The sequence below is a fragment of the Citrifermentans bemidjiense Bem genome, assembly GCF_000020725.1.
In the GTDB taxonomy this organism is placed as follows: domain Bacteria; phylum Desulfobacterota; class Desulfuromonadia; order Geobacterales; family Geobacteraceae; genus Geomonas; species Geomonas bemidjiensis.
In genome coordinates this window covers 3248957-3268208 of the sequence record NC_011146.1, presented here as the reverse complement: position 1 = coordinate 3268208, position 19252 = coordinate 3248957, and the positions used below count along the sequence as shown (strand labels likewise).

Here is a 19252-nt window from a genome sequence, read left to right as displayed (position 1 = left end):
CGGAAAGATTCAAACGAAAAGGAGAGACACCATGCACACCGCAGCCGCGGCACCCTACAAATCCAAGAACAAGATCCGTTTCGTCACGGCCACGAGCCTCTTCGACGGCCATGACGCTTCCACCAACATCATCCGACGGATGCTCCAGGCCTCGGGGGCCGAGGTGATCCACCTGGGGCACAACCGCTCCGTGGAGGCGATCGTGAGCGCCGCCATCCAGGAGGACGCCCAGGGGATCGCGGTCAGCTGCTACCAGGGGGGACACGTCCCCTTCTTCAAGTACATTCGCGATCTACTGAAGGAGCGGGGCGCGGAGCAGGTGAAGGTCTTCGGCGGAGGGGGCGGGGTGATCGTCCCGGAAGAGATAAAGGAGATCGAGAGCTACGGGGTCAGCAAGATCTTCTCCCCCGAGGACGGCCGCCGCATGGGGCTGCAGGGGATGATCAACCACATGCTGGAGCTTTGCGACTTCCACGTTGAGCGCGACCTGCAAGCGGAGATCGAGCGGCTCAAAGAACGGGATGTGCGCGCCGTGAACGCCCTGATCACGCTTGCCGAGCAGGCGGTCCACGATCATAACGAGGGGTATGGGCTGGTGCGCGAGACCATCCGCGGCATGGGGCGGGAGGTGCCGACCCTGGGCATCACGGGGACCGGCGGCGCCGGCAAGAGCTCGCTCACCGACGAACTGGTGCGCCGCTTCATCAGGGACTTCCCGGAGAAAAGCGTGGCCATCCTCGCCGTCGACCCTTCGCGCCAGCGGACCGGCGGGGCGCTTCTGGGCGACCGCATCAGGATGAACTCCATCAACACGGACCGGGTCTACATGCGCTCGCTTGCCACGCGCGACTCCCGCTCGGAGCTCTCCGCGGCCATCAGCGACGCCATCGACGTGGTGCGCGCGGCAGGGTTCGACCTGATTATCGTGGAGACCTCCGGGATCGGCCAGGGGGATGCGGGGGTGGTCGAGATCTGCGACGTCTCGCTCTACGTCATGACCTGCGAGTTCGGAGCGCCGACGCAGCTGGAGAAGATCGACATGCTCGACTTCGCCGACGTGGTCGCGCTCAACAAGTTCGAAAGGAAAGGGGCCGAGGACGCGCTTAGAAACGTCCGCAAGCAGTACCGCCGCAACCGAAACCTCTTCGAGGTGACTGACGAGGAGCTCCCGATCTTCGGCACCATCGCCTCGCAGTTCAACGATCCCGGCACCAACGTCCTCTATCTCGCCGTCCTGAACCGCTTCAACGAGAAGAAGGAGCTCAAGTGGCGCTCGCAATTGAGCGCACCCGAAGGGGACAGCCTGAAGCAGTACATCATCCCGCCGGACCGGATCCATTACCTGGGGGAGATCGTACAGACGGCGCGCAGCTACCGAAAGAACGTGGAGAGCCAGTCCAAGATCGCGCGGAGCCTGTTCCAGCTCAAGGGGGCAAGGGCGCAGGTACAGGGAGATGCGGCGCAAGCGGAGCTGGACCAGCTGATTCAGAGCACCGATGCGGAGCTGCAGGAGGAGCCCAGGCGCATTGTCGAGGGGTGGCCTGAGCTGAAGGCGAGCTATAAGCTGGACGCACTGGTGACACGAGTGCGCGACAAGGAAATAAGGACCGAGCTTTTCACCACCTCCCTCTCCGGCTCCCGCATCCCCAGGGTCTGCGTTCCGGATTACGAGGAATGGGGGGAGATCGTCAAATGGAGCCTGAAGGAGAACCTCCCCGGGTACTTCCCCTACACCGCGGGGGTCTTCCCCTTCAAAAGGGCGGAGGAGGATCCGAAGCGCCAGTTCGCAGGCGAGGGGACACCGGAGCGGACCAACCGCCGCTTCCATTACCTTTGCCAGGACGACGGCGCCAAGAGGCTCTCGACCGCTTTCGACAGCGTGACCCTGTACGGCGAGGACCCGGATTACCCGCCCGACGTCTACGGCAAGGTGGGGGAGAGCGGGGTCTCGGTCTGCACCGTCGAGGACGTAGCGAAGCTCTACGCCGGATTCGACCTCTGCGCCCCTTCCACCAGTGTTTCCATCACCATCAACGGCCCCGCGCCGATGATGCTTGCCATGTTCTTCAACGCCGCCATCGAGCAGCAGGTGGAGAAGTTCAGGACGGAAAAGGGGCGCGAGCCGTCGGCGACGGAGTACCAGGAGATAAAGTCCTGCACGCTGCAGACGGTGCGCGGCACGGTGCAGGCGGACATCCTCAAGGAGGACCAGGGGCAGAATACCTGCATCTTCTCCACCGAATTTGCCCTGAAGATGATGGGGGACATCCAGCAGTACTTCATCGAGCAGCAGGTGCGGAACTACTACTCCGTTTCCATCAGCGGCTACCACATCGCCGAAGCGGGGGCGAACCCCATCTCGCAGCTCGCCTTCACCCTCTCCAACGGTTTCACCTACGTGGAGTACTACCTCTCGCGCGGGATGCATATCGACGACTTCGCGCCTAACCTCTCCTACTTCTTCTCCAACGGACTCGATCCGGAATACACGGTGATCGGGCGGGTGGCGCGGAGGATCTGGGCGGTGGTGATGCGGGAGAAGTATGGCGCCAACGAGCGGAGCCAGAAGCTCAAGTACCACATCCAGACCAGCGGCCGGTCGCTGCATGCGCAGGAGATGGACTTCAACGACATCCGCACCACGCTGCAGGCGCTCATGGCCATCTACGACAACTGCAACTCGCTGCACACAAACGCCTACGACGAGGCGGTGACGACCCCGACCGAGGAGTCGGTGCGGCGGGCCATGGCGGTGCAGATGATCATCACCAAGGAACTGGGGCTCGCCAGAAACGAGAACCCGCTCCAGGGCGCGTTCATCATCGACGAGCTGACCGACCTGGTGGAGGAGGCGGTGCTCGCCGAGTTCGAGAAGATCGACCAGCGCGGAGGGGTGCTGGGGGCCATGGAGACCCAGTACCAGCGGAGCAAGATCCAGGACGAATCGATGCTTTACGAGCACAAAAAGCACTCCGGCGAGCTCCCCATCGTCGGGGTCAACACCTTCCTCAATCCCCGCGCCGGGGAGGAGGGGTACCAGGTCCCGGGAGAACTTGCGCGCGCAACCGCGGAAGAGAAGGAACAGCAGATCAAGAATCTGCGCGCCTTCCAGGACCGGAACAAGGAAAAGGCGCCGCTGGCCCTGAAGCGCCTCCAGGAGGTAGCTGTCTCCGGCGGCAACATCTTCGGGGAGCTGATGGAGACGGTAAAGGTCGCATCCTTGGGGCAGATCACCCGCGCGCTCTACCAGGTGGGGGGGGAGTACCGGCGGAACATGTAGGTCAACGGCATCGCACGCGGATTTTACGGATGACGCGGATAACAGCAGTGTTGTGCGGTTAGGTATTGGCATTTATCTAGATCAAGCAGTTTTCAGCTCTCCCCCTCCCTTTACGGGAGGGGGGAGTTTGTGCTGGGCGGATCAACCATGGAGAAGCCGACGCCAAAGCGATGGACAGGAACCGGATAAGGAGAACGCATGGACGTATTCGAGGCAATCAACGGCAGAAGGAGCATCCGGAAGTACAAGGACACTCCGGTCGAATGGGAGAAGGTGGGGCAGGTGCTGGATGCAGCCAGGCTTGCCCCTTCCTGGAAGAACATGCAGTGCTGGCGCTTTCTGGTTCTGAACTCTACAGAGAGGAAAAAGGCGCTCCTCGACGGCTTTTCGGACGATAATCCTGGGAAGAAGGCGCTGGCCCAGGCGCCGGTGGTCATTGTCGTCTGCGCCGACCCGACTCAATCGGGCTTAGAGAACGGCATCGAGTACTACGTAGCCGACGCAGCCATCGCCTTCGAACATATCTGTCTCGCGGCGCACGGCCTAGGTCTTGGCACCTGCTGGATGGGATGGTATGATGAGCCCGCCATCAAGGCGGGGCTGGCCATTCCGGCCGGTATCAGGGTCATCGGCGTGACCCCGCTCGGGTATCCCGACCAGGATCCCAAACAGCGCCCGCGCAAGGATTTGAATGAAATTGCCTACTACAACGATTGGGGGGTGACGGATGCTGAACAAGCAGGAATCGCAACAGAGAATCACCAGGCTGCAACAGGAACTTAAGGCAAAGGGTATCGACGGAGCGCTCTTCATCTACCCCATCGACGTCTACTATTTCACCGGCACCCGCCAGAATTCGACGCTCTGGGTCCCGGCCGAGGGGAAACCGCGGCTGATGGTGCGGAAAAGCGTCTCCAGGGCGATCAAGGAAAGCTGCATCGAGGAGACTGTCCCCTTTCCGTCCAGTAAGGAGTTTCCGGCGCTGTTTCCGCCCGAACTGCAGAAGATCGGCTTCACCTTCGACGTGGCGCCGGTGCAGCAGTACAACTACTACGCGAAGCTTTTGCCGGGGCGCGAGTTCGTCGACGTCTCTGCCATCAACCGCGAGATCCGCTCGGTGAAGTCTGAGTGGGAACTGGGGCAGATGCGGAAAAGCGGCGACATGATCTGCCAGGTCTTCAGGGAGGTGCCGGGATTCCTGAAGGAGGGGATGCGCGAAGTTGACCTGGCGGCGGAGTTCGAATGCCGGCTCAGAAAGGCGGGGAGCGAAGGTTACGTGCGCATGCGCGCCTTCAATCAGGAACTGTTCCAGGGGCTTGCCGTTTCATCCGCGGCCTGCGACCCCGGCTTCTTCGACGGCGCAGTGACCGGGCAGGGGATGTCCAGCGCCTCCCCGCATGGTGCTTCCGCCGCAGTAATCAAAGCCAATACCCCGATCCTCGTCGACTATACCGGCATCTTCAACGGTTACATCGTGGACATAACGCGCTTTTTCGTCATCGGCAAGCTGGCGCCCGAGTTGGAGCACGGCTTCGCCACGGCGCTCGCCATCCAGAAATACCTGGTCGACAATCTGAAGCCGGGGGTGATCTGCGAGGAGCTGTTCCTGAAGGCGGCCGAAATGGCGGAGGAAGCTGGCCTCGGCCGGAACTTCATGGGGGCCCCCGGGGAGAACGCCAAGTTCGTTGGTCACGGCGTCGGTCTCGAACTGGACGAGTTCCCGGTGCTGGCGCAAGGGTTCAAGGTGCCGCTGCGGGATGGGCAGACCATTGCCATCGAACCGAAGTTCGTCTTCCCGGGTCAGGGTGTGGCCGGAATAGAGAACACCTTTGCGGTCGGCAAAAACGGCGGCGTGAAGCTGACCGACATGCCGGACGAGGTCGTGTACCTGTAGCAGGATCCCTTCGCACTGTGTCCATCACAGAGAATCAGCAGTTGCAGTTAAAGTGGGGGGAGGCTCAGCGGAGCTTCCCCCCTTTTGAGTATTGCCTTTAGAGTCCCCGCCCCCGGAGGGGGAGGGTCAGGGAGGGGGGTAGCTCAAAGGGGACAGGCACCTGGCGGAGCCAGTCCCCTTCCCCCCCTCCCTAACCCTCCTTTTCCGCAAAAAATTTCCCCATCCCCTTGTTCGACAAACGGTTTTATGCAACCTTTACGGGTACTTTAGCTTGCACCTTTGCCAACTCGTGCTAAATTCCTAAAAACCTGTTCTAGAAATGCTTGACATGCACGTAAACGACATATATATTCGCATCACAAATAACTGCTGTTGGAGGTGACATGAAAGACATCTTTGTCGTTGAGTCGCAGAGAACCCCGTTCGGATCTTTCGGCGGCGTTCTCTCGGATGTTGAGGCTACGGTCCTTGGGGGGGGCGCCATCAAGGCTCTCCTGGAGCGGACCGGCCTGGACCCGGCCGAGGTCGACGAGGTCATCGCCGGGCAGGTTCTTTCCGGCGGCTGCGGGCAGGCTCCTGCGCGCCAGGCGATGCGCGGCGCCGGGATCCCGGACAGCGCCCATGCCATGACCATCAACAAGGTCTGCGGCAGCGGCTTAAAAGCGATCATGCTGGGGGCAGGCTCCATCCAGCTGGAAGATTCCGAAATCGTTGTGGCCGGCGGCATGGAAAACATGTCCCTCGCGCCCTTTCTGCTCAAGAAGGCGCGCTACGGCTACCGCATGGGGCACGGCTCGCTCATCGACCTGATGATTTACGACGGCCTGCAGGACCCATACTCCGGGCGGCACATGGGAGAGATCGCCGAGGCTTCGGTGAAAAAGCATGGGCTCACCCGCGAGGCGCAGGACGAATTCACGCTGCGCTCCTACAAGCTGGCCCAGGACGCGGTGCGCGGCGGGGTCTTCAAGGACGAGATCGCGCCGGTGGTGAAAAAAGGGCGCAAGGGGGACGAGGTGATCTCGGACGACGAGGAGCCGTTCAAGGTGGACTTCGACAAGCTGACGCAGTTGAGGCCGGTGTTCAGCAAGGACGGGACCATCACCGCCGCCAACGCCTCCAGCATCAACGACGGCGCAGCCTTCACGCTCCTGGCTGGGGAGTCGGCGCTGAAGCGCTGCAACCTTACCCCGAAGGCGCGCGTGGTTGCCTACGCCACCGGTAGCCTGCACCCGGAGCTCTACACCGAAGCCCCCGTGACGGCGATCCAGGCGGCCTGCGCCAGGGCCGGACTGAAAGTGGGGGACATCGACCTCTTCGAGATCAACGAAGCTTTCGCCGCGGTGACCATGATTGCCATGAAAGAACTTGATTTGAACCCCGCCAAAGTCAACGTCAACGGCGGAGCCTGCGCCCTGGGGCACCCCATCGGCGCGAGCGGCGCACGGCTTGCCGGGACGCTGATCCGGGAGCTGCACAAGCGGCAGGCGCGCTATGGGCTCGCCACGCTCTGCATCGGGGGCGGCGAGGCGGTCGCGGTCATTTTCGAAAGGGTCTAGACACTTTTCTCGCAGGGGGGAGGCTTACATGTTCAAGACAGTCGGTGTTTTAGGGGCGGGGCAGATGGGAAGCGGGATCGCCCACGTTTTCGCGCAGCACGCTTACCAGGTCCTGGTCTTCGATATCTCCGAGGCACAGCTTTCGAAAGCGCTCAAATCGATCGAGCAGAACCTGGAGCGGCAGGCTAAGAAGGGGGTCATCTTCGACACCAGCATCCAGGGGATCATGGCCCGCATCACGGCCACCAAGGAGCTCAAGGACTTCGCCGGCTGCGACCTCGTCATCGAGGCCGCCACCGAAAACGAGGCGCTCAAGTTCGATCTCTTCAGAAAGCTTGACGAGGTGGTGAAAAAGGAAGCGATCCTCGCCTCCAATACCTCCTCCATCTCCATTACCCGCATCGCGGCAGTGACCAAAAGGCCGGATCAGGTGATCGGGATGCACTTCATGAACCCGGTGCCGGTGATGCAGCTGGTCGAGGTAATCCGCGGCATCGCCACCAGCGACGAAACCTTCGAGGCCATAGGGCACCTGGTAGGCCTCCTGAACAAGCAGATGGCCGTCTCCCAGGACTACCCCGGCTTCATCGTGAACCGGGTGCTGATCCCGATGATCAACGAGGCGGTCTTCGCCCTCTACGAAGGGATAGCTACCGCCGAGGACATCGACAAGGGGATGAAGCTCGGCACCAACCAGCCGATGGGCCCCCTGCAGTTGGCCGATTTCATCGGGCTCGACACGGTGCTCGCCATCTGCAACGTGCTGCACGACGGCTTCAAGGACCCGAAGTACCGCCCCTGCCCGCTCCTGGTGAAGATGGTGGACGCAGGCTACCTCGGCAAGAAATCCGGGAAGGGCTTTTACAACTACTAGCATCTCTTTGGGGGAGATCTCATGGACGCGAAGAATATCCTGTGTGAAATAAATGAAGGGGTGGCAGTGGTGACGGTGAACCGGCCGGAAAGCCTCAACGCCCTGAACAGCGCGGTACTGGCGGAACTGGAATGCGTCCTGTACGGGATCGAGCAGGACCAAACGGTCAAGGCGGTGATCCTCACCGGCGCCGGCGAGAAGGCGTTCGTGGCCGGCGCCGACATCAAGGAGATGGCCCCCATGACCTCCTTCGAGGGACACCGGTTCGCCCAGCAGGGGCAGCGGCTGGTCCTCTTCATCGAGAAGATGACTAAGCCGGTCATCGCCGCGGTGAACGGCTATGCCTTAGGGGGAGGACTGGAGCTGGCGCTGGCCTGCGACGTCATCTACGCCTCCGAAAACGCCAAGTTCGGTTTTCCCGAGGTGACTCTGGGGATCATCCCGGGCTTCGGCGGGACGCAGAACCTGGCCCGGCTCATCGGCCCGAACCGGGCCAAGGAGCTGGTATTCAGCGGCAGGATCATTACGGCAGCCAAAGGGCTTGAGTGGGGCATCGTGAACGAACTTACGCCGCTTCCCGAGCTGAAGGAGAAGGCCCTCGGCCTGGCCCGGGAGATGGCGAAAAACGGCTCCGTTGCCGTCGGCTACGCCAAGAACGCCATCGTCAACGGGCTCAACATGACCAAGGAGGACGGCTTCCGCTACGAAAGCTCCCTCTTCGGCGTCCTCTTCGCCACCGAGGACCAGAAGGAAGGAATGGGGGCGTTCGTGGAGAAGCGAAAGGCGAAGTTCCAGGGGAAATAACCGGAGCGGCGCCGGGAACCGACAACGATTTTCTTACCAAGGGGGGATGATATGAACTTTGAACTGAGCCAGGACCACAAGGTGTTGAAGGATAGCGTTCGGGATTTCGTGGTGAACGAGATCAAGCCGCTCGCCATGCAGATCGACGAGGAGCATATGATCCCCGACGACCTGGTGCGCAAGATGGGGGAGATGGGTTTCCTCGGCTCCTACCTGCCGGAAGAGTACGGCGGCGCGGGGCTCGACATGCTCTCCTACGCCATCGTGGTCGAGGAGGTCTCCAAGGCCTGCGGTTCCAGCGGCGTCCTCATCTCGGCCCACACCTCCCTTGCCTGCGGCCCGATCTACACCTTCGGCACCGAGGAGCAGAAGAAAAAATGGCTCCCGGACCTGAACACCGGCAAGGTGATCGGCTGCTTCCTCCTGACCGAACCGGACGCCGGCAGCGACGCCGGGGCCATCGCCACCACCTACAAGCGCGACGGCGATCATTTCGTGATCAACGGTTCGAAGATCTTCATCACCAACGGCGGCTACAAGGGAACCGGCGTGCTCTTCGCCACCTCCGACAAAAACCTCAAGCACAAAGGGGTCTCCGCCTTCATCATCGACCTGCAGTCCCCGGGGGTCGAGATCCTCAAGAACGAGAAGAAGCTCGGCATCCGCGGCAGCTACACCACCGCCTTCGCCCTCGACAGCGTCCGCATTCCGGTGGAGAACCTCCTAGGGCAGGAAGGGCAGGGGTTCAAGATCGCCATGGACACCCTGAACGGCGGCCGCATCGGCATCGCCTCCCAGGCTCTCGGCATCGCCGAAGGCGCCTTCGACCTGGCGCTTGCCTACTCCAAGGAGAGAAAGCAGTTCGGCCATCCCATCTGCGAGCTGCAGGCGATCCAGTTCAAGCTGGCCGACATGTACGCGAAGATCGAGACCAGCAAGCTCATGACCTACAAGGCTGCCTGCCTGAAGGACAGCAAGAAGAACTACACCATGGAGTCCGCCATGTGTAAGATGCTCGCCTCGGAGGCGGCAACCTTCGTCACCAAGGAGGCGATCCAGATCCACGGCGGGTACGGCTTCATCGTCGACTACGAGGTGGAGCGGATGTACCGCGACGCGAAGATCACCGAGATCTACGAGGGGACCAACGAGGTTCAGCGCGTTGTGGTCTCGAAGCTGCTCTTGTCTTAATTCAGAAATGATGGCACCTACCCCCCACCCCCTAACCCCCTCCCGCTAGGGGAGGGGGGACTTTGGGACAACGCTGGGCGTCGTCGGGTTGCTGCCCGGGAAGGCGGCTCCCTCAGGAGAGATCAATAAACGCGCAGGAGTCGACCATGGAAGCTACCAGGGAAATCTATTGGAACGTCGGACACGGGGTCGTGCTCCCCATGTACCTGCTGACGCTGGTCGCCGTCGCCGCCTGCTGTTACGGCATCTACCAGCGGGTCGAGGTGTACCGCCAGGGGAAGGAACTGAACCGGCTCGACGCCCTGGGGGAACGTATCCCCTTCCTGCTCAAGAACCTGTTCGGCCAGGCGAAGGTGCTGCGCGTCAGCGGTCCCGGCTTTCCCCACGGCCTCTTCTTCTGGGGCTTTGTCACCCTCTTCATCGGGACGCTGCTGGTGATGCTCCAGGCCGACCTGACCCAGCCGCTCTTCAATGTGGTGATCCTCAAGGGCTCCTTCTATAAGTTCTATTCCCTGGCGCTCGACCTGGCAGGCGCTGCCGCCTTCCTCATGCTTTTGGGCCTGATGCTGCGCCGCTTTGTCTACCGGCCGGAGGGGCTCAAGATCACCCGCGACGATTACCTGATGCATGGCCTCCTGACCGCGATCATCTTCACCGGATTCCTGGCGGAAGGTGTGCGCATCGCCGCGACCGAACTGCGGATGAATCCTGAGCTGGCGCGCTGGTCCCCCATCGGGATGTTCGTGGCCAACCAGTTCTCCGCCCAGGACGAGGTTTCCCTGCGGCAGCTGCACACGCTCTGGTGGTGGGGTCATTTCCTGCTGGTCCTCGGGTTCATCGTCTCTATTCCCTGGAGCAAATTCCGTCACTTGATCACCACGCCGGCCAACTACCTCTTCACCGACCTCCGCCCCAAGGGGTCCATCGCCACCATAAACCTGGAAGAGGAGGGGGTGGAGCAGTTCGGCGTGGAGAAGGTTTCGGAATTCTCCTGGAAGGACATCTTCGACGCCGACGCCTGCACCTCCTGCAAGAGATGCCAGGACCGCTGCCCGGCCCACAACACCGAGAAGCCGCTCTCCCCGATGAAGGTGGTGCAGCAGGTAGGCGAGTTGGCCTTCGGCGACCCCGACAAGAGCCTGATCGAGACGGTCGGCAACGACGCGCTCTGGTCCTGCACCACCTGCCGCGCCTGCCAGGAGATCTGCCCGGCGGATGTGGAGCATGTGAACAAGATCATCGAGATGCGCCGCAACCTGGTCCTGATGCAGGGGGAGTTCCCCGGCGAGGAGGTCATGGTCGCCGTCAACAACGTCGAGGTGAACGGCAACCCCTTCGGCCTCGCCTACGCCGGCCGCGGGGATTGGACCGAGGGGCTGGATGTGCAGATCCTGTCGGAGGGTGGGGCTGACGTGGACGTGCTGTACTTCGTCGGCTGCTACGCCTCCTTCGACAAGCGAAACCAGGAGGTCGCCAAAAGCTTCGTTAAGATCTGCAACGCTGCGGGGATCAAGGTTGGCATCCTCGGCAAGGAGGAGAAGTGCTGCGGGGAGCCGGTCAGGAAGCTCGGCAACGAGTACCTGTACCAGATGGCGGCCCAGGAGAACATCGAACTGATCAACGGGTACGGCATCAAGCGGATCGTCACCACCTGCCCGCACTGCATGAACACGCTCGGGCGCGACTACCGGGACCTGGGGCTGGATGCGCAGGTGGAGCACTACACGGTCTTCATCGACCGCCTGCTCAAGGAGGGGACCCTTGTCCTCGACGAGCGGCAGTTCGACTACACCTACCACGATTCCTGCTATCTCGGGCGCTACCAGGACATCATCCAGCAGCCGCGCGACATACTGCACGCCGCGGGCGGGCGCATCAACGAGATGGAGAAATCGGAAAAGGAAAGCTTTTGCTGCGGCGCAGGGGGGGGCAGGATCCTCGCCGAGGAGAAACTGGGGAACAGGATCAACGTGAAGAGGGTCCACATGGCGGAAGCGACCGGGGCACCCGTCCTGGTATCCAACTGCCCCTTCTGCCTCACCATGTTCGAAGACGGCATCAAGACCGGCGAGTGCGAAGGGAAGCTGAAGGCTCGGGACCTGGCCGAGATCGTCGTGGAGAGGCTGCAGCCGGCAGCCGACCTCTCCGCGGTGCTCGACACCTTCTTGCCCACAGGGATTCCGCAGGTTACGGAAGCTTCGGCGGCAGGGGCGGAACCGGTTTCGGCAGAGACAGAAAAAGCGGGAGAAACCACAGAGATTTCGGGTGTAAACGGCAAGGACGCTGCCTGAACCGCATCGACAAGCGGCGGCAAAGCCGCAGCTACAAAAGAGTCAACAAGGAGGAGGCCATGAAGATACTGGTATGCATCAAGCAGGTTCCTGACATGGAATCGCGGTTCAAGCTCAACAGCGAAGGTACCTGGTACGACGAGGCGGACCTCGCTTTCCGGATGAACGAGTACGACGAATATGCGGTGGAGCAGGCCGTTCAGTTGAAAGAACAGTTGGGGGGCGAGCCTGAGATAACGGTCCTCTCCATGGGGCCGGACCGCGTGGTCGAGGCGCTGAAGAAGGCGCTGGCGATGGGGGCCGACCGGGCGGTTCACGTGAAGGATGACAAGTACTACCAGAAGGACCCCTGGCAGGTCGCCTCGGTCATAGCGGGGCACGCTGCGGGGCAGGGGTACGACGTGGTCTTCACCGGGATGCAGTCCCAGGACCGCGGCTCCGCGCAGGTCGGGGTCACCGTCGCCGAGTTGCTGGGCTTTGGCTGCGCCACCACCCTGGTCGGCTTTGCTTTCGACGCGGGTGTGATCACGGCGAAACGCGAACTGGAAGGCGGCAGCAAAGGGGTTGTTAAGCTGAAGCTCCCCGCTGTAGTCACCTGCCAGCTGGGGCTCAACACCCCCCGGTACCCGACGCTTCCCAACATCATGAAGGCGAAGAAAAAGGAAATCCTCGTCCAAGCTGTCTCGGAGCTCCTGAAGGAAGCCGAGGTCACCGGGACCGGCGGCATGTATCCTCCCGCTAAGAGGGGAGGCGGCATCGTCATCGAGGGCGAGGTGAACGACCAGCTCGACAAACTGATGGGGATTCTCAAGGAAAAGACCACCGTGTTGCGTGCGGCCTGAAAGGAGAACAGCTATGAAAGCGTTGCTTATCGCGGAATACAGGCAGGGGAAACTGCTGGAGACCACCTATGAACTGCAGGCCTTTGCCGGCCTGTTAGGCGCCGAGAGCGCCATGGTGCTGGTGGGAAGCCCAGCCGATCTCCCGAAGTTCGCCGGCAAGCTATACCTGGCTGACGTAGCCAAGTACGGCGAGTACAACCCCGACCTGCACAAGAAGCTGGTGCTGGAGGCGGTCGCCAAGGAGAACCCCGACTACATCGTATTCGTGCACTCGTCCTACGGCTGGGACCTGGCGCCTCGCGTGGCCGCCGCTCTCCGCATCGGCCAGGTGTCCGAGGTGGTGGGGCTTCCCGACGGAAAATTTGAAGTGACCTGCTGCAACGCCAAGCTGCGCCGGACCGTCGCCCCCAAGAGCGCGCGGACCGTGGTCACCATCCAGGCCGGTGCCTTCTCCCCCCAGGGTGAGCCGCAGGGTGCGCCCCAGGTTGAGGGGATTGACGTGGCGGACCCAGCCGGAAAGACCGAATTCGTAGGGTATGAGGCTGCTGAGCAAAAGGACGTCGATCTCACCAGGGCCGAGGTGATCGTCAGTGCCGGGCGCGGCGTGGGGAAGAAAGAGAACGTCCAGGTGATCGCGCAGCTTGCCAAGGCGCTCGGTGGGGAACTGGGCGCGAGCCGTCCCGTCGTCGACGCAGGATGGGCGCCCCACAGCCACCAAGTCGGGACCACCGGCCAGACCGTCAGCCCGAAGCTCTACGTCGCCTGCGGCATCAGCGGCGCGATTCAGCACCTGGCGGGGATGAAAATGGCGGACTTCATAGTCGCCATCAACAAGGACAAGGATGCGCCCATAGGCGAGATAGCCGACGTCCTGATCGTGGCAGACGTGTTGCAGTTCGTGCCGGCGATGACGGCAAGGTGCGCCAGATGAGCCTGACGGAAGGGAAGGTACAGGTCTACACCGGCAACGGCAAGGGAAAGACCACCGCCGCCTTGGGGCTGGCGCTCCGGGCGGTCGGGCGGGGGCTCAAGGTCTGCATGGTCCAGTTCATCAAAGGGGGAGGGGAGTACGGCGAGCATATAGCCGCCGAGCGGCTGGCGCCGCTGCTCACCATCCATCAGACCGGGCGGGACTGCTGGATCTATAAGGACCGGCTGGACCCGCAGGACGTAGCCATAGCCCGGGGAACGCTGAACCTCGCTCGCGAGACCCTGACCGGCGGCGAATACGACCTGGTCATCCTTGACGAAATCAACGGTGCGGCCTGGTTCGGCCTCATCACCGTCGAGGACATTCTTGACCTCATCAAGCTAAGGCCCGAGCAGGTGGAGCTGGTGCTGACGGGAAGAAGCGCCGACCCCCGGGTCATCGAGGCAGCTGACCTGGTCACCGAGATGGTCGAGGTGAAGCATTACTACCAGGCAGGCGTGCCGGCCCGGACCGGGATCGAGAAGTGATAGGGGGGCGGGGAGGGGGACAAAGAGCGGCTTTCCACGCAATTTTCACGATGAACCAGTGATAAAGGGGAGAAGGATGAAAATGCTCGCGGGGATAAAGGTGGTGAACCTGGCGGTGAACCTGCCGGGGCCGGCGGCGGCTAGGCGGCTCACGGCGATGGGAGCGAGCGTGACCAAGGTCGAGCCCCCAACTGGCGACCCGATGCAGAGCTACCAGGCAGCGTGGTACCAGGACATGGCGGACGGGCAGAGCGTCGTGCGGCTCGACCTGAAGGCGCCCGCGGACCTGGCACGCCTTGACGCTCTTCTCTCCGAGGCGGATCTCCTCATTACCGCCACCCGTCCGGCAGCCCTGGAGCGGCGGGGGCTTGGCTGGAAGAGCTTGCACGAGAAGCACCCCGTCCTTTGTCAGGTGGCCATCGTTGGCTACCCCGCCCCTCGGGAGAACGAGGCGGGGCACGACCTGACCTACCAGGCGTCCCTGGGCCTTTTGACCCCGCCCCACATGCCGCGCACCCTTTTGGCGGACATGGCCGGCGCCGAGCAGACCTTGAGCGGCGCGCTGGCGCTATTGCTGGGACGCGAGCGCGGGCTGGGGAGCGGGTACCTGGAGGTGGCCCTTTCCTCCGCAGCGGAGGCCATGGCCGAGCCGCTTCGCTACGGCTGCACCGTCCCCGGCGCCACTCTTGGCGGGGGATTGCCTGAGTACAACCTCTACGCAGCGAGCGACGGCTGGGTTGCCGTTGCGGCGCTTGAGCCGCACTTCAAGAAAAGGATCGAGGAGACGCTTGGAATCGGCGGCGACGAAGGGTACCGCGCCGCTTTCGCCGAAAAAAGCGCGGCAAATTGGCAACAGTGGGGGCAGGAAAACGATGTGCCGATAGTCGCTTTGGCGTGATGACCTGGGGTTGCACCTGAAGGGAGGAATCGATGTTTCTGGAACTAAACGAAGAGCAGAAGCTGATTCAGGAGACTGCGCGCGAATTCGCCAAGGCGCAGTTGGAGCCGCTGGCGGCGAGGCTTGACCGGGAGGATGACCGCCCCGCTTTCCTCGCCAACTTGAAGAAGCTGGCGGAATTAGGCTTCATGGGGCTGAACGTCTCCGCCGAGTACGGAGGATCGGAAGCGGGAGTGGTCGCCTTCAGCGTCGCCATGACCGAGATCGCCCGGGCCTGCGCCTCCACGGCGGTCACCGTGTCCGTCAACAACATGGTCTGCGAGGTGATCCAGGCGATCGGCTCGGCCGAGCAAAAAAAGAAGTACATCCCGCGCATCTGTTCGGGAGAGTACGCCGCCGGTGCCTTCGCCCTGACCGAGACCGGTGCTGGTTCCGATCCGGCCGGCATGACTACCTCCGCGGTAGCGGAGGGGGACCAGTGGGTGCTGAACGGCTCCAAGATCTTCATCACCAGCGCCCCGTACGCCGGTGTCTTCGTGGTCTGGGCCGTCACCGATAAGGACGCTCCCAAAGGGAAAGGAATCAGCTGTTTCCTGGTGGAGCAGGGCGCGCCCGGGCTGGTGATAGGGAAGCAGGAAGAGAAGACCGGCCAGCACGCCTCCGCCACCTGCGAGGTGCTCTTTGACAACTGCAGGATTCCCAAGGACGCCCTGATGGGGAAGCTGAACGACGGTTTCCGCATAGCGGTCGGCGAGTTGGCCGGCGGGAGGATCGGCATCGGTTCCCTTGGGCTGGGAGTGGGACTTGCGGCGATGGACTTCGCCACCAGGTACGCCAGCGAGAGGGTGCAGTTCGGGCAGAAGATCACCAATTTCCAGGCCATCCAGTGGATGGTAGCCGAGGCCTACACGGAGCTTGAGGCCGCGCGCCTGTTGCTGATGCAGGCCGCCTACCGCAAGGATGCCGGCAAGTCCTTTGCCAAGGAAGCCTCCATGGCCAAGATGTACGCCACCGAGGCGGCGAACCGGGCCTGCTACAGCGCGGTCCAGATGCTGGGGGGGTACGGCTACACCCGCGACTTCCCCGTCGAACGCTATGCCCGCGACGCCCGCATCACCGCTATTTACGAGGGTACCAACGAGATTCAGCGGGTGATCATAGCCAGGGAGATATTGCGCAACTTCAATTGAAGCGTCCGACAGGTCAGACAGGTCAGACAGGTCCGACTGATTGAGAAAACAGGAGGGTGTCTATGACTGGCAAGCGCATCACCTTACAGCAGGCTGCGGAGATCATCAAGGACGGCTCCAGCCTCACCTTTTCCGGCTTCACCATCTGGCGCCGCCCCTTCGCGCTGGTGTTCGAACTGATCCGCCAGGGGCGCAAGGGGCTGCACCTGATCGAGGTCAACGGCGGCCCGCAGACCGAGTTCCTCGTCGGTGCCGGCTGCGTCGACATCTGGGAGTCGTGCTGGGTGGGCCATGAGCTTTACGGCAAGTACGGCGCCAACCTCTCCAGGAAGGTCGGCAACAAGGAGATCATCGTCGAGGACTACAGCCACGCGGAGATGTTGTTCCGCTTCGCCGCCGCGGCTTCCGGCGCCCCCTACGCGGCGACCCAGACCTCGCTCGGGACCGACCTGCACAACCCCGAGTACGACATGCTGGGACGAGCGGGCCTCAGGGACGGCAAAAGGATTCCCAAACACAAGTACATCTTCACCGAGGACCCCTTCTACGGCGCCGGAGAGCAGGTGCTGGTCCCCGCGGCGAAGGTCGACGTGGCGGTCATGTGCGTGCAACAGGTGGGGGAGGAGGGGACGGTGCGGGTGAACGGCCAGTTCTACTCCGACCCGGAAGCGGCCCGGGCCGCCGACATCACCATTGTCATGGCGGAGGAGATTGTCCCCGAGGAGTACCTGCGCCGGGAGAGCGACCGCAACACCATAGCGAGCTTCGAGGTCGATTACATCGTCGAATGCCCCTTCGGCGCACACCCCACGGGGATGTTCGGGCGCTACGACGTGGACGGAGCCTTCCTCAAGGACTTCTACGGCAGGACCAGGACCCAGGAAGGGTTCGACGACTTTGCCAAGGAGTGGATCCACGGTCAGGACCACCATAGCTACCTGGAGAAACTGGGCTGGCCGCGCATGCTGAACCTCAAGGCCAATACCGCGCTCAACTACAGCACCGGCGTGAAAAGGGGGCAATGACATGGAAAGCAATTACGCAACTCCCGAAGAATACGGCCTCCCCGATCTTCTCTGCTGCGCCGCCTCGCGCGAGGTAAAGGACAACGAAATCGTCTTCGCCGGCACCGGCCTTCCCATGGTGGCGATCATGCTGGCCCAGAAAACCCACGCCCCCAACCTGAAGTTGATCTTCGAGGCCGGGACGCTGGACGGGCGCCCACCGCAGATTCCGACCTCGGTAGGCGACGCGCGCTGCGAGATGGGAGCCTCCCGCTCCTCTGGGCTTTACGACGCCTTCAGCGTGGCCCAAAGAGGGTACGTCGACTTAGGTTTCCTCGGCGGTGCGGAGGTCGATGAGTACGGCAACGTGAACACCACCTGCATCGGGAACTACCTCGACCCCGAACTCCGCCTCACCGGTTCCGGCGGCAACCCCGACATCAACTCCTTCGCCCGACGCACCGTCTTTATCATGGTGCACGAGAAGCGCCGCTTCACCGAACAGGTGAGCTACATCACCAGCCCTGGATGGCGGGTGAAGAAATGGCCTGAAGGGAGCTTCGTCCACCGCAAGGAACTCTACGGCTCCGCCTACCGCGGAGGCCCCTCCGCCGTCATCAGCACGGCCGGCGTCTTCCGCTTCGACGACGAGACCGGGCGCATCTACCTAGACACCTGCCACCGGGGTAACTCCCCCGAGCAAATCCGCGAGATGTGTCAATTTGATCTTGACATCTCGCGGGTTAGCGGCGAAACTCTGCCCCCGACCAGGGAGGAGCTGCACTTCATCCACAGTGTGCTCGACCCTGAGCAGATTTTCATTCCCAAGGTGAAGCACAAAGGGTAGCAATGGCTGAATTGAACCCGATGGAGGATTTCCAGAGGGACATCTCCTATCGTCTGTTGAAGCAGGATGACGGCACCGCGAAGCTGACGGCGCTTTTGAAGGACAAGTTCCATGACGTTGTGGCCGAAGTCGTTGTCGACGTGGCCACGTTGAAGATAGTTTCGGCGAAAGCCGATTTCCACCGCTCCCCCACCCCCGATTGCGGCAACGTATCGGCCCGCATGCAAGGGCTTGTGGGCTTCACCATCGGCAAGGGGCTGCAGCGCAAGCTCGCCGAGGTGCTGGGGGGAGGAGGAGGGTGCGGCAACATGCGCAACCTCTTGCTCGGACTGCTCCCGCTTGCCCTCAACCTGAACGCCGCTGCGGGAATAGCCACCGAGCAGGAGATGATGGACGCCATCCACGACAAGTTGATCGGCACCTGCGCCGGTTACCGTTCCCCCCGCAACAAAAGCTGAGCAATCTCGGACATAGTCGCGCACGAAGCGTTGCACGAGACATCGCGGTCCCGCCTTGGACAGCGGGGCTTCCCTTTGTAAAAGCTCATCAGAATTGCCGGGAACTTTGGGTCCCCTCCCCCTCTGGGGGAGGGACAGGGTGAGGGAGACGCCACGAAGGCAAGACCTTGGCTGGGGCACCACCCTCACCCCCGCCCCTCTCCCAAAGGGCGAGGGGAGACCGCCGCCACAAACCTGCATGGGCAAACATAATCTCGGTCCCCGGAATATGCCGGACGAACCTTTGCAAAGGGGGACTCAGAAGAGGCAACAATATGACCTGGCATCGTTTGACCCTGACCCCGGAGGAAGTTGCAGCCGGGAAGATCGCCCCGATAAAGGACGGCTTCACCTCCTCATTCCGCGCCGCAGGCGGACCGCGCGCCATGGCCCTTTTCCAAAAGGGAAACGAGGACGGAGGCGCCGACCTCTTCTTCACCCCTGATTGCGGCAGCTTCGCATCGGACTTCCTGGCTGAAATCGGCGCGGTTCCCTGCCCGGGTCCGGCGCTTATCGGCTTGGATCTCCTGGTGGGGCACAACGAAATCACCTATTACCTCACCACCTGATCCCTCCTCGCCTGGTTCGCCAACCGGACGTCGACTCACCTGCCGTTCCTGCTC

At 62.4% G+C, this 19252-nt stretch carries 17 protein-coding genes; all 17 read left to right on the top strand.

Going from position 1 to position 19252, the window contains the following annotated elements; all coding sequences use genetic code 11:
- Positions 1–31 precede the first annotated feature (31 nt).
- The 17 genes from icmF (at position 32) to GBEM_RS14085 (ending at position 19198) form a co-directional block, all read left to right on the top strand.
- Entirely contained in the window at positions 32–3280 is a 3249-nt protein-coding gene (gene icmF / locus GBEM_RS14165) for a fused isobutyryl-CoA mutase/GTPase IcmF (protein ID WP_012531268.1), read from the top strand.
- Positions 3281–3478: 198 nt separating this feature from the next.
- The gene (locus GBEM_RS14160) at positions 3479–4063 is read left to right on the top strand and encodes a nitroreductase family protein (RefSeq protein ID WP_012531267.1); all 585 of its coding nucleotides are present in this window, start codon (positions 3479–3481) and stop codon (positions 4061–4063) included.
- Entirely contained in the window at positions 4008–5174 is a 1167-nt protein-coding gene (locus GBEM_RS14155) for a M24 family metallopeptidase (protein ID WP_012531266.1), read from the top strand. The genes GBEM_RS14160 and GBEM_RS14155 overlap by 56 nt, the downstream gene beginning before the upstream one ends.
- A 383-nt stretch (positions 5175–5557) precedes the next feature.
- A complete protein-coding gene (locus GBEM_RS14150; protein ID WP_012531265.1) occupies positions 5558–6733 on the top strand; it encodes a thiolase family protein in 1176 nt (391 codons plus the stop codon).
- Between the two features lie 28 nt (positions 6734–6761).
- Entirely contained in the window at positions 6762–7607 is an 846-nt protein-coding gene (locus GBEM_RS14145) for a 3-hydroxybutyryl-CoA dehydrogenase (RefSeq protein WP_012531264.1), read from the top strand.
- Positions 7608–7628: 21 nt separating this feature from the next.
- Positions 7629–8411 (top strand): enoyl-CoA hydratase/isomerase family protein, encoded by a 783-nt coding sequence (locus GBEM_RS14140; protein ID WP_012531263.1) that lies wholly within the window; start codon positions 7629–7631, stop codon positions 8409–8411.
- Positions 8412–8462: 51 nt separating this feature from the next.
- Positions 8463–9602 (top strand): acyl-CoA dehydrogenase, encoded by a 1140-nt coding sequence (locus tag GBEM_RS14135; RefSeq protein ID WP_012531262.1) that lies wholly within the window; start codon positions 8463–8465, stop codon positions 9600–9602.
- 146 nt (positions 9603–9748) lie between these two features.
- The gene (locus tag GBEM_RS14130) at positions 9749–11893 is read left to right on the top strand and encodes a (Fe-S)-binding protein (protein ID WP_012531261.1); all 2145 of its coding nucleotides are present in this window, start codon (positions 9749–9751) and stop codon (positions 11891–11893) included.
- Positions 11894–11952: 59 nt separating this feature from the next.
- Positions 11953–12735, top strand: a complete 783-nt coding sequence (locus GBEM_RS14125; RefSeq protein ID WP_012531260.1) for an electron transfer flavoprotein subunit beta/FixA family protein — start codon at positions 11953–11955, stop codon at positions 12733–12735.
- A gap of 13 nt (positions 12736–12748) precedes the next feature.
- On the top strand, positions 12749–13666 hold the full coding sequence (locus tag GBEM_RS14120) for an electron transfer flavoprotein subunit alpha/FixB family protein (protein WP_012531259.1): 918 nt from the start codon (positions 12749–12751) through the stop codon (positions 13664–13666).
- Positions 13663–14193 carry a cob(I)yrinic acid a,c-diamide adenosyltransferase gene (gene cobO / locus GBEM_RS14115; protein WP_012531258.1) on the top strand — a complete coding sequence of 177 codons (531 nt, stop codon included), beginning with the start codon at positions 13663–13665 and terminating at the stop codon, positions 14191–14193. The genes GBEM_RS14120 and cobO overlap by 4 nt, the downstream gene beginning before the upstream one ends.
- A 76-nt stretch (positions 14194–14269) precedes the next feature.
- Positions 14270–15091, top strand: coding sequence for a CoA transferase (locus GBEM_RS14110; RefSeq protein WP_012531257.1), 822 nt, complete (start codon positions 14270–14272; stop codon positions 15089–15091).
- Positions 15092–15123: 32 nt separating this feature from the next.
- Complete coding sequence (locus tag GBEM_RS14105; protein WP_012531256.1) at positions 15124–16281, top strand: acyl-CoA dehydrogenase family protein; 1158 nt, start codon at positions 15124–15126, stop codon at positions 16279–16281.
- Positions 16282–16343: 62 nt separating this feature from the next.
- Complete coding sequence (locus GBEM_RS14100) at positions 16344–17306, top strand: CoA transferase subunit A (protein ID WP_012531255.1); 963 nt, start codon at positions 16344–16346, stop codon at positions 17304–17306.
- 1 nt (position 17307) lies between these two features.
- Positions 17308–18132, top strand: coding sequence for a CoA-transferase subunit beta (locus GBEM_RS14095; protein WP_012531254.1), 825 nt, complete (start codon positions 17308–17310; stop codon positions 18130–18132).
- Positions 18133–18134: 2 nt separating this feature from the next.
- Positions 18135–18590, top strand: a complete 456-nt coding sequence (locus GBEM_RS14090) for a DUF2889 domain-containing protein (RefSeq protein ID WP_012531253.1) — start codon at positions 18135–18137, stop codon at positions 18588–18590.
- A gap of 314 nt (positions 18591–18904) precedes the next feature.
- A complete protein-coding gene (locus GBEM_RS14085; RefSeq protein WP_012531252.1) occupies positions 18905–19198 on the top strand; it encodes a hypothetical protein in 294 nt (97 codons plus the stop codon).
- Positions 19199–19252: the final 54 nt, after the last annotated feature.

Bases quoted from the DNA above. Each gene is read 5' to 3' on its own strand.
- icmF (WP_012531268.1), top strand. From the start codon at position 32: ATGCACACCGCAGCCGCGGCACCCTACAAATCCAAGAACAAGATCCGT.
- GBEM_RS14160 (WP_012531267.1), top strand. From the start codon at position 3,479: ATGGACGTATTCGAGGCAATCAACGGCAGAAGGAGCATCCGGAAGTAC.
- GBEM_RS14155 (WP_012531266.1), top strand. From the start codon at position 4,008: ATGCTGAACAAGCAGGAATCGCAACAGAGAATCACCAGGCTGCAACAG.
- GBEM_RS14150 (WP_012531265.1), top strand. From the start codon at position 5,558: ATGAAAGACATCTTTGTCGTTGAGTCGCAGAGAACCCCGTTCGGATCT.
- GBEM_RS14145 (WP_012531264.1), top strand. From the start codon at position 6,762: ATGTTCAAGACAGTCGGTGTTTTAGGGGCGGGGCAGATGGGAAGCGGG.
- GBEM_RS14140 (WP_012531263.1), top strand. From the start codon at position 7,629: ATGGACGCGAAGAATATCCTGTGTGAAATAAATGAAGGGGTGGCAGTG.
- GBEM_RS14135 (WP_012531262.1), top strand. From the start codon at position 8,463: ATGAACTTTGAACTGAGCCAGGACCACAAGGTGTTGAAGGATAGCGTT.
- GBEM_RS14130 (WP_012531261.1), top strand. From the start codon at position 9,749: ATGGAAGCTACCAGGGAAATCTATTGGAACGTCGGACACGGGGTCGTG.
- GBEM_RS14125 (WP_012531260.1), top strand. From the start codon at position 11,953: ATGAAGATACTGGTATGCATCAAGCAGGTTCCTGACATGGAATCGCGG.
- GBEM_RS14120 (WP_012531259.1), top strand. From the start codon at position 12,749: ATGAAAGCGTTGCTTATCGCGGAATACAGGCAGGGGAAACTGCTGGAG.
- cobO (WP_012531258.1), top strand. From the start codon at position 13,663: ATGAGCCTGACGGAAGGGAAGGTACAGGTCTACACCGGCAACGGCAAG.
- GBEM_RS14110 (WP_012531257.1), top strand. From the start codon at position 14,270: ATGAAAATGCTCGCGGGGATAAAGGTGGTGAACCTGGCGGTGAACCTG.
- GBEM_RS14105 (WP_012531256.1), top strand. From the start codon at position 15,124: ATGTTTCTGGAACTAAACGAAGAGCAGAAGCTGATTCAGGAGACTGCG.
- GBEM_RS14100 (WP_012531255.1), top strand. From the start codon at position 16,344: ATGACTGGCAAGCGCATCACCTTACAGCAGGCTGCGGAGATCATCAAG.
- GBEM_RS14095 (WP_012531254.1), top strand. From the start codon at position 17,308: ATGGAAAGCAATTACGCAACTCCCGAAGAATACGGCCTCCCCGATCTT.
- GBEM_RS14090 (WP_012531253.1), top strand. From the start codon at position 18,135: ATGGCTGAATTGAACCCGATGGAGGATTTCCAGAGGGACATCTCCTAT.
- GBEM_RS14085 (WP_012531252.1), top strand. From the start codon at position 18,905: ATGACCTGGCATCGTTTGACCCTGACCCCGGAGGAAGTTGCAGCCGGG.